The organism is Actinacidiphila sp. bgisy167 (assembly GCF_965342175.1).
GTDB lineage: Bacteria > Actinomycetota > Actinomycetes > Streptomycetales > Streptomycetaceae > Actinacidiphila.
This window is the reverse complement of the sequence record NZ_CBDRBL010000020.1, coordinates 35884-49995: the sequence shown is the minus strand read 5'-3', so window position 1 is coordinate 49995 and position 14112 is coordinate 35884. Positions and strand designations below refer to the sequence as shown.

Below are 14112 nucleotides of genomic sequence, written 5' to 3'. Positions count from 1 at the left end.
GGTCAGACGGCGCGCGCGGTGACCAGGACGGGACGGTCGGGCAGGGACACGGTGACGAGGGCGCCCGGCGGCAGGGCGGCGGCCTCGTCGCCGGCCAGGTCCGCCTTGACCGGGGTGCCGTCGGCCAGTCGCACGGTCACCCTGGTGACGGCGCCCAGGAAGGAGGCCGCCACGACACGTGCGTCGCCGTCGGAGTCGGCGTTCACGCGCACCGCCTCGGGCCGGACGAGGACGTCCACCTCGGCGCCGGCGGCCAGATCGCCCTGGGCGGGGAGTCGCCGGCCGAGGACCTCGACCTGGCCGTCGCCGACGAGCCGGCCCGGCAGACGGCTGTTGGTGCCGACGAACTCGGCGACGAAGGCGGTGGCGGGGCGGCCGTACAGCTCGGCGGGGGCGGCGCACTGCTCCAGCCGCCCGGCGCTCATGACGGCGACGCGGTCCGCCATGGACAGCGCCTCCTCCTGGTCATGCGTCACGAAGAGCGTGGTGATGCCGAGTTCGCGCTGCAGGCGGCGGATCTCCTCGCGCAAGGCGGTGCGCACCTTGGCGTCCAGCGCGCTGAGCGGCTCGTCCAGGAGCAGGACGCGCGGCCGCAGCGCCAGGGCGCGGGCGAGCGCCACGCGCTGCTGCTGGCCGCCGGAGAGCTGGTGAGGGTAGCGGTCCCGGTGGTCCGGCAGGCCGACGAGCTCCAGCAGTTCGGCGGCGCGGGCGCGCCGCTCGGCGGCGCCTACCTTGCGCATGCGCAGCCCGAAGGCGACGTTGTCGGCGGCGCTCAGGTGCGGGAAGAGGCTGTAGGACTGGAAGACCATGCCCGCGTCCCGGCGGTGCGCGGGAATCCTGGTGACGTCCTTGCCGTCGACCAGCACCTGACCGGAGTCGGGGTGCTCGAAGCCGGCGAGCATCCGCAGCGCGGTGGTCTTCCCGCAACCGGAAGGACCGAGCAGGGCGAGGAGTTCACCGGGCCGGACGGTCAGGTCCAGCCCGTCGAGGGCGGTGGTGGGGCCGAAGGCGCGGCGCAGCGCCCGGAACTCGACGGTGGCGCCGCCGGGCACGGCCGGGGCCGCGTCGGCCGGGGCAGGGACGGTGTCGGTCATGTCTTCGTCACTTCCGGGAGTCGGTACGCGAGATGGGACGGCGTCCGCCGACGGCGGCCAGGACGAGCAGCAGAGCCCAGGTGACCAGCAGGCTGAGCACCGAGACGGCCACCGAGAGCTGGGCCTGCGAGCCGCTGACCGTGACGATCCACACCGCGAAGGGCTGGAAGCCCAGCACCTGGGCGACGGTGAACTCTCCGAGCACCAGGGCGAGGGTGAGGAAGGAGGCGCTCAGCAGCGCCCCGCGCAGGTTGGGCAGGACGACCCGGACCAGCGCGCGCGGCCAGTCGGCGCCGCAGGAGCGGGCCGCCTCGACCAGGGTGCGGACGTCCACCGCCCGAAGTCCGGCGTCCAGGGCGCGGTACACGAAGGGCAGCGCCATCACGACGTAGGTGAGGACGAGGACGACCGGGAAGGAGGGGTTCTGTACGGCCACGAAGGTCTGGTACAGCGGCGTACTGGCCAGGTGCTCGGGCCCCCAGCGGAGAACGCTGCTCACCCCGGCGACCAGCGCGATCGGCGGCACGACCAGAGGCAGCGAGCAGACGATCTCGACCACCGGGCGCAGCCGGGGCGCGGACAGCCGCAGGCCCACCATGGCCGGGACCATCAGCAGCAGGACGACGGCGATGGTGGCGGCCGCCAGCTCCAGAGAGAGAAGCAGGCTGGAGGTGAAGCCCTCGGCACCCAGGATCTGCCCATACGCGTCGAAGGTGACGCCTTCGCCGGGGACGTCGACCGTGAAGACCATCGAGGCCGCCAGCGGCAGCAGGAAATAGAGACCGGCGCCCGCGAGGACGAGGCTTCGCCCGGGCCGGAACGGTGCTCGGGTCAGACCAGCCATCGCGCGCTCCGTCGTTGCAGGGGCAGATGGACCGCCATGACCAGGCCGGCGACGACGACCATGTCCAGGCTGAGAGCGAGAGCGACGTTCTCCTGCCCGACCAGGACGTTGCCGGAGATGGCGTCGGCGATCTGCAGCGTGACCAGCGGCACCGAGCTGCCGACCATCGCCGCGGCGGTGGCGTAGGCGGCGAAGGCGCTGCCGAAGAGCAGCACCAGGCCGCCGAGGAGCGCGGGGGCCAGCACGGGCAGGGCCACGTGCCGCCAGTACTGGGCGTTGGTGGCGCCGTTGTTCTGGGCCGCCTCGCGCCACTGGACCCGCAGCCCCTCCAGCGCCGGGGTCACGGTGAGCACCATGAGCGGGATGAGGAAGTAGAGGTAGACGATGACCAGGCCCCAGAAGCTGTAGAGGCTCCATCCGTGGTCCGCGAGGCCCAGATGACGGGTGAGCACGCCGGAGTTGCCCAGGGTGGCCACGAAGGCGAAGGCCAGGGGCACACCGCCGAAGTTGGCGAGCACACCGGAGGCGGTGAGCACGGCCTCGCGCAGCGCGCGGTACCGCGAGGTCACCACTGCCTGCGCGAGCAGCAGCCCGAGCAACGCGCCGATGGCGGCGGAGACCGCGGACAGCTTGACGCTGCCCCACAGGGCGGTGAGGTAAGCGCCCTGCAGTGAGGCCGTCAGGTTCGCCGTGGTGTACGAGGAGGCCCCGCTCGCGGGGTCCTTGACGGTGAAGGCGCCGTTCAGCATGGCGACCGCTGGGGCCCCGAAGCCGATCGCCACGAAGACGAGCAGCGGGAGCACCGCGAGCCGGCCGGCCGAGCGCCGCCGCCGCGCCGGGGCGGCGGCCCCGGCAGTGGCGGCGACGGGCGCCTCGGTGGCGGTCATCGGGCCGGTCATCCGGAGACGGCCTTGCCCCAGCCCTGGGCCAGCACTTCCTTGGCCTTGGCCTGCTGGTCCTCGGTCGGGAAGGACGGGGTGCCGGTGACCGCGGGGAGCTTGGCGGCGGCGGTCCTGTCGAGGGTGCCGGCCTTGTCCATGGCGGGCATCAGGACGGGGCGCGCGAAGCCGGCGAGCCAGAGGTTCTGCCCCTCGGGGCTGTAGAGGTACTCCTGCCACAGGCGGGCGGCCGCCGGGTGCGGGGCGTCCTTGTTGATCGCCTGGGCGTAGAACTGGGCGTACTGGCCGTCGGTCGGGACGGAGACCTTCCAGTCCACCCCCTTGCCGGCGAACTCCTCGGCGTAGCCGGCGTTGAGGTAGTCCCAGTCGATGCTGATCGGGGTCTCACCCTTTTCGATCGTGGCCGGGGTGGACTCCACGGGGTTGTAGTTGCCGTTCTTCTTGAGCTTGCCGAAGAAGTCCAGGCCGGGCTGGATGTCGTCGAGGGAACCGCCGTTGGCGAGCGCCGCCGCGAAGACGCCGCCGAAAGCGGAGGCGGCCTTGGTGGGGTTGCCGTTGAGGGCGACCTTGCCCTTGTACTCGGGCTTGAGGAGATCGGCGAAGGAGGTCGGGCAGTTCTTGACGCGCTTGGCGTCGCACCCGATGGAGACGTAGCCGCCGTAGTCGTTGTACCAGCGGGCCCGGGCGTCCTTCTGGGCGGCGGGGATGCCGTCGAAAGCGGCGACCTCGTAGGGGGCGAGCAGACCCTGCTGGGCGGCGCTGATGGCGAAGGAGGTGCCGAGGTCGAGGACGTCGGGGGCACGGCCCTGGCCCTTGCGGGAGGTGACGGCGTTGATCTCGTCCTGGCTGGAACCGTCGGGGTTCTCCACCTGGACCTTGATGCCGTACTTCTTGGTGAAGCCGTCGATCAGCGCGCCGTAGTTCGCCCAGTCGCGGGGCAGGGCGATCGCGTTGAGCGTGCCCTCCTTCTTGGCGGCGGCGATCAACGCGTCCATGCCGCCGAACTCCTCGGCAGAGGTCGCGGTGGCCGCACTCGTGCCGTTCTTTCCGCCGGTGGTGGTCTGAGTGGTGGGAGCCGAGCCGCATGCGCTGAGCGCCAGCGCGGTCACGGCGAGGCCGGCGGCGAGGGCTGCCGCCTTCGGAAGGGACGCGGGCACGGAAGTCTCCTGAGGGGGAAGTCGGGTCCTGGGAGGTCGGCGAGCAATTCGACTTGTCCGAACAAGTTGGCTCTCAGTAGGCCGTGCTCCGATGGCCTGTCCGTGAACGGCGGGCTAACCGGGACGAGCCCGCAGAGGGCGGTCGTCCCTTCTTCCGTCACGGAGCCGGCGGAGATGTCCGGCCGCCGCGCAGCCCCGCGAGCGACCGTCGCCCGACTCGTCTACGCTGAGCGGTGTTGTGCGCAGATTGCGGTTGAACAGAAGGGGGCGCGGTGGCGGCGCGGCATGAGCAGATCGCCGAGGAGCTCCGGCGGGCCATAGACGACGAGGAGTACACGGTCGGCGCCCTGCTCCCCGCGGAGACCGCACTGGCCGCCCGCTACGGCGTCTCCCGCGGCACCGTGCGCCAGGCGGTCGCCGCGCTGACCGCGGAGGGGCTGATCGGCTCCCGCCAGGGCGCCCGCCGGGTCGTGCTGGCCAGCCGGCGCAGCCAGAGCTTCGCGGAGCTGCGCAGCTTCGCCCAGTGGGCGCGGGCCATGGGCCGCGCCGCAACCGGCGCCGTGGTGCACACCGAGACCCGGCCTGCCACCGCCGAGGACGCCACCCGCCTTCACCTGCGCGCGGGCGCCGACGTCCTGTACGTGTTGCGGGTTCGCGGCCTGGACGGTGAACGCGTCCTGGTGGAGCGCACGACCTACGCCGACTGGATCGCTCCGGCCGTGCTGCGCATAGAGCCGGACTGCGAGTCGGTCACCCAGCGGCTGTACGACGACACCGGTCTGGTCTTCGCCTACGGGGAGCACCTGATCGACGCGGTCGCGGCCGGTACCCGGGACAGCGCACTGCTGGGCGTGCGACGCGGCAGCCCGCTGCTGCGGGTCCGCCGGGTCACCACCACCCGTCAGGGCCGCCCGGTGGAGTGGTCGGACGACCGCTACCGCTCCGACGCCGTCAACTTCAGCATCCACAACTCCATCGGCTCCAACCCCCTGGCCCGCCAGGCCGGCCCCGGGCTCAGGGAGCCGTGCGCGGCACCGTGAGAGTGACCCGCAGCCCGTAGGGCTCGTTCGGGGCATAGGCGATGCGGCCCCCGCCCTGGGCCAGCAGGACCCGCGCGATGGACAGTCCCAGGCCCGAGCCGTCGACGTTCTGGTGGCGGGGGCTGCGCCAGAAGCGGTCGCCGATCCGGACGAGTTCGTCCTCGGTCAGGCCAGGGCCGCCGTCGCAGACCGTCACGTCGACGGCGCCGGGGCCGCCCCGCGGTGCGGTGGTGACCGTGACCCGTTCACCGCTCGGCGTGAACTTCACGGCGTTGTCGATCACGGCGTCGAGGGCGCTGGACAGCGCCACCGGGTCTGCCCAGCCGGTCACGGCGGCCGCGCCCCCGTAGCGCAGTTCCACGCCGTCGCGCTCGGCGACCGGCCGCCATGCCTCGACGCGTTCGGCGGCGAGGGCGGCGATGTCGGTCAGAGCGAGGTTGGCCTCCGCGTGCTCGGCGGTGGCAAGGCCCAGCAGGTCCTCCAGGACCGAGGCGAGGCGCTTGCCCTCCTCCCGGACCGAGGCGACCTCCGCGTGGCCGTCGGGCAGTTCCAGGGCCAGCAGATCGATCCGCAGCAGCAGTGCGGACAGCGGGTTGCGCAACTGGTGGGAGGCGTCGGCGACGAAAGCCCGCTGCTGGTCGAGGACCTCCTCGACGTTGTCGGCCATCTCGTTGAAGGAACGCGCCAGGCGCCGCAGCTCGGGCGGCCCTCCGGAGACCGCCACCCGGGACTTCATGCGGCCGGTGGCGATGTCGTGGGTGACCCGGTCCAGGATCCGCACCGGGCGCAGCACCCAGCCGGTCAGCCGGAAGGCGGCCATGACGGCCACGGCCATCGCGGCCAGTTCCCCGGCCGCCAGCAGCAGCCAGCCGCGCAGGATGCGCGAGCGCATGGCGCCGGCCGGCGAGTCGGTGAGCACCACCGCGACGACGTCCCCGTCCCGGACGACCGGGGAGGCGACGGGCAGCGAACGGTGCTGCCAGGGCCAGATCTGCCCGGCGTCGTGGCTGCGCCGCCCGGCGAGGGCCTCGCGGTACGCGGTGAAGGCCTCGCCGCCGGTCGGCAGCGTCCAGCCGGACGGGGCGGAGGTGATCGGCTTGCCGTCGCGGTCGAAGACGCCGGCCCTGATGCCGTACACGTCGTGATACTGCAGCATCTCCGCCCGCAGCGTGGCCTCCCGTTCGCCACCGCCGTCGGTGCTGACGTACTGCGCGAGCGCGGCGAAGCGCGCGGTGTCGTCGATGCGGTCGACGACGACCCGCTGCTGCTCGGCGGTGGCAAGGCTGGCGGCGAGCGGGAAGCCGAGCGCGAGCAGCACACCGGCCATCAGCACGATGAGCAGCGGCAGCAGCCGGGTACGCACGGAAGGGCGGTCTCCTAGGAAGAGGGCACGACGAGGCGGTACCCGACCCCGCGCACGGTCTCGATCAGGGCGGGCAGACGCAGCTTGGACCGCAGCGACGCCACATGCACCTCCAGCGTGCGCCCCGTCCCCTCCCAACTCGTGCGCCACACCTCGGTGATGATCTGCTCACGGCGGAAGACCACACCCGGCCGCTGCGCGAGCATCGCGAGGAGGTCGAACTCCTTGCGGGTCAGTGCGACCGGATCCTCGCCGACGGTGACCTGGCGGGTGGCCAACTCCACCCGGACCGGGCCGAGTGCGATCACGCCGGGCGTCCGCGCGCCCTCCGCGACGGCCTCCGCCGGCACCGACTGCGCCTTGCGACGGCAGACGGCGTGGATGCGCGCGAGCAGTTCCCCGGTGTCGTACGGCTTCACCACGTAGTCGTCGGCGCCGAGGTTGAGGCCGTGGATGCGGGAGCGCACGTCGGCCCGGGCGGTCACCATGATCACGGGAACGGCGGTGCGCACCCGGATGCGACTGCACACCTCGAAGCCGTCCTGGTCGGGCAGGCCGAGGTCGAGCAGCACCACGTCGAAGCCGGGCCCGTGGTCGGGCAGCAGCGCGTGCAGCGCCTCCTCGCCGCTGCGGGCGTGCGTGACCTGCAACCCGTGCTTGGCCAGCACGGCGGACAGCGCGGCGGCGACCCGGTGGTCGTCCTCCACGAGCAGCAGCCTCATCCGGTGACCTCCCACGGCTCGGCCCCGCACGCCCCGTCGGTCGTGCTCCCCCGAATACACGCCGATGGGCCACGTTCGCGTCAAGCGCCGCCCGGGCCCGCGCGGTGACTGTTACTGAGCCGGTACGCTGCGGCAACCGGCCGGGCTCACCCACAGTGCGCCTTTTGCGCCAGTCGGTGACCGGATCGTAATGCTCAAGTTCCCCTCAGATGTGCTGACTCGGTTTACCAAGCGTCAATAGGGTGATCACCAAGGTCTGGTCAACCGACGAGGATGGAGCACACGCCGATGACCGAAGTCCCGGTGACCGAGGACGCCGTGCCGGCGTCCGACGACCTGGTCGTACTGAAGGACGTGAACAAGCACTTCGGCGCGCTCCACGTGCTCCAGGACATCGACCTCAGCATCGGCCGCGGCGAGGTGGTGGTCGTCATCGGCCCCTCGGGGTCGGGCAAGTCGACGCTGTGCCGGGCGATCAACCGCCTGGAGACGATCGACTCGGGCAAGATCACGATCGACGGGAAGCCGCTGCCCCAGGAGGGCAGGGAGCTGGCCCGGCTGCGCGCCGACGTAGGCATGGTCTTCCAGTCCTTCAACCTCTTCGCCCACAAGACGGTCCTGGAGAACGTCACCCTCGGCCAGATCAAGGTGCGCAAGGTCGGCAAGAAGGCCGCCGAGGAACGCGCCCGCGCCCTGCTGGACCGGGTAGGCGTGGGCAGCCAGGCGGACAAGTACCCGGCGCAGCTCTCCGGTGGCCAGCAGCAGCGCGTGGCGATCGCCCGGGCGCTGGCGATGGAGCCGAAGGTGATGCTCTTCGACGAGCCGACCTCGGCGCTCGACCCGGAGATGATCAACGAGGTGCTGGAGGTCATGCAGCAGCTCGCACGCGACGGTATGACGATGGTTGTCGTCACCCACGAGATGGGCTTCGCCCGGTCCGCCGCCAACCGCGTCGTCTTCATGGCGGACGGACGGATCGTCGAGCAGGCGACGCCCGACCAGTTCTTCAGCAACCCCCGGAGCGACCGGGCCAAGGACTTCCTTTCGAAGATCCTTCACCACTGAGAGCGACACCGACGGTTCGCCGACTCTAAGGATGATCACGATGAGGTTCAAGACCACTGCCGCCGCCGCTCTGGCCGTCCTGGCACTGACCGCCACCGCCACCGCGTGCGGCAAGGAGGGCTCGCCCTCCTCGGGCTCCACCGACAAGGGCGCCTCCAGCAGCGCGCCCGCCGCCGCGCTGCCCGCCTACACCGTCAAGACCGGTGTGGACCTGGCCGGCTCGAAGACGTGGGACCGGATCAAGAAGAACGGCAAGCTCGTCGTCGGCGTCAAGGCCGACCAGCCGAACCTGGGCTACCAGGACCCGGGCAGCAAGAAGTACTCCGGCTTCGACATCGAGATCGCCAAGATGATCGCCGCCGACCTCGGCTTCGACGAAAGCAAGATCGAGTTCAAGACGATCCAGTCGGCCAACCGTGAGACCGCCATCTCCGGCGGCCAGGTCGACTACTACGTCGGCACGTACACGATCAACGACGAGCGCAAGAAGGTCGTCTCCTTCGCCGGCCCCTACTTCGTCGCGGGCCAGGACCTCCTGGTCAAGAAGGGCGGCGACATCAAGAGCACGGACGACCTCAAGGGCAAGAAGGTCTGCTCGGCGACCGGTTCCACCTCCATCCAGCGCATCAAGGAGGGCGGCTACGGCGCCGAGCCGGTCGAGTACGACTCGTACTCGCTGTGCGTGCAGAACCTCCTCTCCGGCCAGGTGGACGCGGTGACGACCGACGACGCCATCCTCAAGGGCTACGCCGCCCAGGACCCGGCCAACCTCGAGGTCCTCGGCAAGCCGTTCTCCGAGGAGCCCTACGGCGTGGGCCTGCTCAAGGACGACAAGGTCATGCAGGACGCGGTCACCAACGCCCTGAAGAACCACGAGGACAACGGCGACTGGAAGAAGGCGTACGACGCCACGCTCGGCAAGTCCGGCGTGAGCGCCGAGATCCCGCAGCTCCAGTCCTGAAGCGGTCGGGACCCGGCCTGACCCGGGTCCCGACCTTCCTCCCCGGCACAGCCCGAGCCTGATGCGCCGGCGGCCCGGAGCGGCCGTCGGCGCACCCCTTTCGGAGAATCGATGAACGTACTGCTGGACAACTTCGCGCTCTTCCGCGAGGGGTTCCTCGGCACGGTCGAGCTGACCGCGCTCAGCGGGGCGATCGCCCTGGTGCTCGGGGTGATCATGGCCGCGTTCCGGGTGTCCCCCGTGCCGCCCCTGCGCGCCTTCGGCGCGGCGTGGGTGACCTTGCTGCGCAACACCCCGCTGACCCTGCTCTTCTTCATCGCGGTGCTGGTGCTCCCCCGGCTGGGGCTGAACACCTGGAGCTTCTTCCGGCTCGCCGTGCTCGCCCTGAGCTGCTACACCTCGGCGTTCATCTGCGAGGCCGTGCGCTCGGGCATCAACACCGTCCCGCTCGGGCAGGCGGAGGCCGCCCGCAGCCTCGGGATGACCTTCGCCCAGACCCTGCGGCTGATCATCCTGCCGCAGGCCACCCGGACGGTGCTGCCGCCGATCGGCAGCCTGCTGATCGCGCTCACCAAGAACTCCGCCATCGCCGGTGGCTTCAGCGTCACCGAGCTGTTCAGCGTGCAGAAAGAGCTCAGCGAGAACGGCTTCGACATCTTCGCGACCTTCATCTGGGTGGCAGTCGCCTACCTGGTCATCACCCTCTTCATCAGCGCGGTCTTCCGACTGCTCGAGAACCGGCTGGCGGTGGCCCGATGAGCGCGAACGTCCTCTTCGACGCACCCGGCCCCCGGGGCAGGGCTCGCAACCGGATCGTCGGCGCGATCGCCGCCCTCGCGATCCTCGCCCTGCTGTGGTTCGTCTACCGGCGGCTGGACGACTCCGGGCAGTTCGCCGCGTACCTGTGGGAGCCCTTCCAGTACACCGACATCCAGCAGCGCCTCGTCGACGGTCTCGTCTCCACACTGAAGGCCTTCGCGCTCGCGGCGGTCTTCTCGCTGCTGCTGGGCGCCGCGCTGGCGGCGGGCCGGTTGTCGGACCACGCCCCGGTGCGGTGGGTGGCGACCGTCATCGTGGAGTTCTTCCGCGCGATGCCGCTGCTGATCATGATCTTCGCGCTGTACGTGGGCCTCTTCACCACCGCCCCGCTGTGGGCGCTGGTGATCGGCCTGACGCTCTACAACGGCTCCGTTCAGGCCGAGATCTTCCGGGCCGGCATCAACGCCGTGCCGAAGGGGCAGCGCGAGGCCGCCTACGCCATCGGCCTGCGCAAGACGCAGGTCATGGTCTTCGTGCTGATCCCCCAGGCGGTCCGGGCGATGCTGCCGTCGATCATCAGCCAGCTGGTGGTCACCCTGAAGGACACCTCGCTCGGCTACATCATCACGTACGAGGAACTGCTCTACGTGGGCAACCTCATCGCCAAGAACAGCACGGGCTTCCCCTTCATCCCGATGATCATCATCGTGGCGCCGATCTACATCCTGATGTGCCTGGCCCTCAGCTCCCTGGCCAACTGGATCGAGCGCCGCGGCCGGCGCAGCCGCAAGGGCGCGCCGCCGAAGGCCGGGGACATCAAGGCGGTGGAGGCCGCGGCGGAGTGACGGTGCGCCAGGCGCACCACCGCACGACGGGTGTGGTCACTTGACGCGGGCACGCGCAGTAGGTTGCATACGCAATGTGACCGCACACCTTCCCGGGACCGCGCAGTGGACCCGGTGATCATCGCGGGGGCGGGCCCGGTCGGGCTCGCCCTCGCGCTCTGCCTGGCTCGGCACGACGTGCCGAGCATCGTGCTGGGCGAACACGACCACGCGCCCTCGCTCTCCGCGGAACGCACGGCCGTCCTGAGTCCCGAGACCGCCGGACTGCTCGTCCGGCTGGGCCATCGCGGACTCCACGCGTCGGGCGCCACCTGGGAGGCGTGGCGGACGCTGCGCCGCCGGCAGGAGGTCGTGCGCGTGGAGTTCGGCGACCCGGCGTCCGGTGGGCAGGGCCCCTCCCCGCTGCACATCGGGCAGGAGCACCTGGAGCGCGGGCTGCGGGAAGCCCTCGCCGAGCAGGCGCTGGCACGGATCGTCCCCGGGGCACGCGTCGACGCCGTCGAGCAGGACGACCGGGGCGTCAGCGTCCGCACCAAGGGCGCCAACGCCACCTGGTGGCGCGGGAGTCATCTCATCGGCTGCGACGGCCCGCGGTCCACCGTACGCAAGCTGCTGGGGGTGCGCTTCCCCGGCCGCACAGCCGTCGACCGGCACGCCGTGGCCGCCCTGCGGGTGGCGCTGCCCGACAAGGGCGTGGCGCTGCTGCACCGCGAGCCGCCGGGGCCCGGCGCGGGCACCGAGGTGACGGCCCGTCCGCTGCCGGACGGGGTGTGGCGCCTGGACTGGCTGCTTCCCGCACGCGGCGGGCCGCTCACCTCCGACGAACTGGTCTCACGCATCCGCGGGACCCTCATGGCCTGGTGCGGAAGCGTGCCCTCCTATGAACTGCTGGGCTCCTCGGAGTACCCGGTGCACCAGCGGCTGGCCCGGCGCTGGCGCGCCGGACGGGTCTTCCTGGCGGGCGACGCGGCGCACCTCATGGGCGCGCTGGGCGCGCAGGGCCTGGAGGAGGGCCTGCGCGACGCCGACAACCTCGCCTGGAAGCTCTCCCTGGCCTGGCACCACGGGGCCTCGGACACCCTGCTCGACAGCTACCAGGCCGAACGGCGCGGCGCCGTGGGCGCCCGGCTGCGGGCCACCGACCAAGTGCTGCCGCTGCTGCGGGCCGGAGGTGTCTGGCACACGGTGCGGCGCTCCGTGCTGTCCGGTTCCGCCCGGCGGCACGCCGAACTGCTCACCGACGGCCACCTCGGCCGGGGCCCGCTCGGCGCTGCGCCGGTGTACGCCCGCTCACCGCTCGCTCTGCCCGCGCCCCGCGGTTCGGGCGCGGCGACCTCGGCCTCCTCGGCGGCCGCGCCGTCACCTCTCCTGGGGTCCTGTGCCACTCCAGTGGGCGGTGCGGTCGTGGACGTCCCCGTCACGGCACTGGACGGCTCCAGAGCGCGCCTGTACGAGCGCCTCGGACGGGACCTGCTGGTCGTCCTGGTCGCGCCCGGCACCGGCGTGTGGGAGAGCCGGCACTGGCTCACCGCGGGCCTGATGCCCCGGCTGGCCAAGGCGGTGGCGGCTCTGCCCACCACGGCGGAACTGCTCGTCGCGGAGGCCTATCCCGGGTCGACGGCGCACAGCGTGCTGCTGATCCGCCCGGACGGCCATCTGGTGACGGTGATGACCGGCTGCCGCCCGACCGAGCTGTACGCCTACGCCGACCTTGCCCGCGGCGGCCCGCCGACCCCGGTCCAGGACCGGGTGCCGCACTGACCGTCCGTGCCCTGGCCGGGCTCCGCTCGCACACCCGTCCAGGACCCGTCCGCGGTGTGTTCAGCGGGCGCACTCCGTGGTGCGGGACTCCCGGACGACGGTGATGCGGATCTGGCCCGGGTAGGTGAGCTCCTCCTCGACCTGCTTGGCCACGTCGCGGGCGATGACCTGCGCCTGGATGTCGTCCACGTCCTCCGGACTCACCATGACCCGGACCTCGCGGCCCGCCTGCATGGCGAAGACCTTGACGACGCCCGGGTGCGCGGCGGCGATCTGCTCCAGCCGCTTGAGCCGGCGCACATAGCTCTCCAGGGACTCGCGCCGTGCGCCGGGACGCCCCCCGGAGATGCCGTCGGCGGCCTGGGTGAGGACCGCCTCGACGGTGCGGGGCTCGACCTCGTTGTGATGAGCCTCGATGGCGTGGACGACGTCCTCGCACTCCCCGTGCCGCCGCGCCAGGTCGGCGCCGATGAGGGCGTGGCTGCCCTCGACCTCGTGGGTGAGTGCCTTGCCGATGTCGTGCAGAAGCGTGCCGCGCTTGGCCACGGACGGGTCGATACCGAGCTCGGCGGCCATCATGCCTGCGATGTGGGCGGACTCCAGAAGGTGGCCGAGCACGTTCTGGCCGTAGGAGGTGCGGTAGCGCAGCCGCCCGAGCAGGGCGACCAGTTCGGGATGCATGTCGGTGATACCGATCTCGGTGAGCGCGTCCTCGCCGTGGCGCACGCACAACTGCTGGACCTCGGCCTGCTTGCGCTCGTAGACCTCCTCGATGCGGTGCGGGTGGATGCGGCCGTCGGTGACGAGCGCGTCGAGGGCGAGCCGGGCGACCTCGCGGCGCACCGGGTCGAAGCAGGAGAGCAGCACCGCCTCGGGCGTGTCGTCGATGATGAGGTTGACCCCGGTGACGGCCTCGAAAGCACGGATGTTGCGGCCCTCGCGGCCGATGATCCGGCCCTTCATCTCGTCGCCCGGCAGGTGCAGCACCGAGACCACCGACTCGGCGGTCTGCTCGGTGGCCACTCGCTGGATGGCCCCGGCGACGATGCGCCGGGCGCGTTCCTCTCCGCGGTCACGGGCGGCCCGCTCGATATCGCGGACGATCACCGCCGCCTCACGCTTGGCCTGTTGCTCGGCGGAGCGCACAAGGTCGGCGCGGGCCTCGGCGGCGGTATAGGCGGCCACGCGCTCCAGGACCTCGCGCCGCTCGTCCTCCAGCCGGTTGAGCTCGGCGCGGCGGTGCTCCAGTTCCTCGCGTTCCTCGGCCAGTTCGCGGCGCCGCCGGTGGAGTTGCTCCGACTCGGCGTCGATACGGGACTCCCGGTCTGCGAGCCGCTGCTCGCGCCGTTCCAAGTCGGCCCGGATCTCGCGGACTTCCTCCTTCGCGGTGGCCCGGATCTCCCGGGCCTCGCGCTCGGCGGCCGCCCTGAGCCGCTCACGCTCCGCATGGAGCCGTTGGAGCAGCACGCCCGCGAGGACGGCGACGGACACGGTGACAGCCACGGCCACGACCGTGAAAACGGATTCGGTCCCCAGCGCGATGCCCATGGCACCAACTCCCGTATCTGCGAGGCCCCAATCCCTCACCCGTTGTGAGGCTAA

The 14112-nt window shown here is 71.6% G+C and carries 13 protein-coding genes; 6 read left to right on the top strand and 7 right to left on the bottom strand.

The features are described from left to right. Positions 1-2: 2 nt before the first annotated feature. The 4 genes from ACRWND_RS10810 to ACRWND_RS10795 are packed head-to-tail and all read right to left on the bottom strand — an operon-like array spanning position 3 to position 3994. Complete coding sequence (locus ACRWND_RS10810) at positions 3-1094, bottom strand: ABC transporter ATP-binding protein (protein ID WP_431948470.1); 1092 nt, start codon at positions 1092-1094, stop codon at positions 3-5. A gap of 7 nt (positions 1095-1101) precedes the next feature. After that, positions 1102-1938: an ABC transporter permease gene (locus ACRWND_RS10805; RefSeq protein WP_431948469.1), complete on the bottom strand. Its 837-nt coding sequence runs from the start codon at positions 1936-1938 to the stop codon at positions 1102-1104. Continuing rightward, positions 1926-2825, bottom strand: a complete 900-nt coding sequence (locus tag ACRWND_RS10800; RefSeq protein ID WP_431948468.1) for an ABC transporter permease — start codon at positions 2823-2825, stop codon at positions 1926-1928. Before ACRWND_RS10800 ends, ACRWND_RS10805 begins: the two co-directional genes overlap by 13 nt. 8 nt (positions 2826-2833) lie before the next feature. Then, on the bottom strand, positions 2834-3994 hold the full coding sequence (locus tag ACRWND_RS10795) for an ABC transporter substrate-binding protein (protein WP_431948467.1): 1161 nt from the start codon (positions 3992-3994) through the stop codon (positions 2834-2836). A 272-nt stretch (positions 3995-4266) separates the two neighbouring features. On the opposite strand from ACRWND_RS10795, the gene ACRWND_RS10790 reads away from it, so the two are divergent. After that, the gene (locus tag ACRWND_RS10790; protein WP_431948466.1) at positions 4267-5034 is read left to right on the top strand and encodes a GntR family transcriptional regulator; all 768 of its coding nucleotides are present in this window, start codon (positions 4267-4269) and stop codon (positions 5032-5034) included. On the opposite strand, the gene ACRWND_RS10785 is transcribed toward ACRWND_RS10790, so the two are convergent. Then, positions 5009-6397, bottom strand: a complete 1389-nt coding sequence (locus ACRWND_RS10785) for a sensor histidine kinase (protein WP_431948465.1) — start codon at positions 6395-6397, stop codon at positions 5009-5011. The two genes, ACRWND_RS10790 and ACRWND_RS10785, sit on opposite strands and share 26 nt — an antisense overlap. A gap of 14 nt (positions 6398-6411) precedes the next feature. Further along, the gene (locus ACRWND_RS10780; RefSeq protein ID WP_431948463.1) at positions 6412-7119 is read right to left on the bottom strand and encodes a response regulator transcription factor; all 708 of its coding nucleotides are present in this window, start codon (positions 7117-7119) and stop codon (positions 6412-6414) included. A 288-nt stretch (positions 7120-7407) separates the two neighbouring features. Here ACRWND_RS10780 and ACRWND_RS10775 point away from each other — a divergent pair, with 288 nt between their 5' ends. The 5 genes from ACRWND_RS10775 to ACRWND_RS10755 all read left to right on the top strand — a co-directional run bounded on the left by ACRWND_RS10775 (position 7408) and on the right by ACRWND_RS10755 (position 12510). Continuing rightward, entirely contained in the window at positions 7408-8184 is a 777-nt protein-coding gene (locus tag ACRWND_RS10775) for an amino acid ABC transporter ATP-binding protein (protein ID WP_431948461.1), read from the top strand. 40 nt (positions 8185-8224) lie between these two features. Further along, positions 8225-9145, top strand: coding sequence for a glutamate ABC transporter substrate-binding protein (locus ACRWND_RS10770; protein ID WP_431948459.1), 921 nt, complete (start codon positions 8225-8227; stop codon positions 9143-9145). Positions 9146-9256: 111 nt separating this feature from the next. After that, positions 9257-9904, top strand: coding sequence for an amino acid ABC transporter permease (locus tag ACRWND_RS10765; protein ID WP_431948457.1), 648 nt, complete (start codon positions 9257-9259; stop codon positions 9902-9904). Further along, positions 9901-10749, top strand: coding sequence for an amino acid ABC transporter permease (locus ACRWND_RS10760; protein ID WP_431948455.1), 849 nt, complete (start codon positions 9901-9903; stop codon positions 10747-10749). The genes ACRWND_RS10765 and ACRWND_RS10760 overlap by 4 nt, the downstream gene beginning before the upstream one ends. A 105-nt stretch (positions 10750-10854) precedes the next feature. Beyond that, complete coding sequence (locus ACRWND_RS10755; protein ID WP_431948453.1) at positions 10855-12510, top strand: FAD-dependent monooxygenase; 1656 nt, start codon at positions 10855-10857, stop codon at positions 12508-12510. Positions 12511-12570: 60 nt separating this feature from the next. On the opposite strand, the gene rny is transcribed toward ACRWND_RS10755, so the two are convergent. Beyond that, a complete protein-coding gene (gene rny, locus ACRWND_RS10750; protein WP_431948451.1) occupies positions 12571-14013 on the bottom strand; it encodes a ribonuclease Y in 1443 nt (480 codons plus the stop codon). Between the last annotated feature and the right edge of the window lie 99 nt (positions 14014-14112).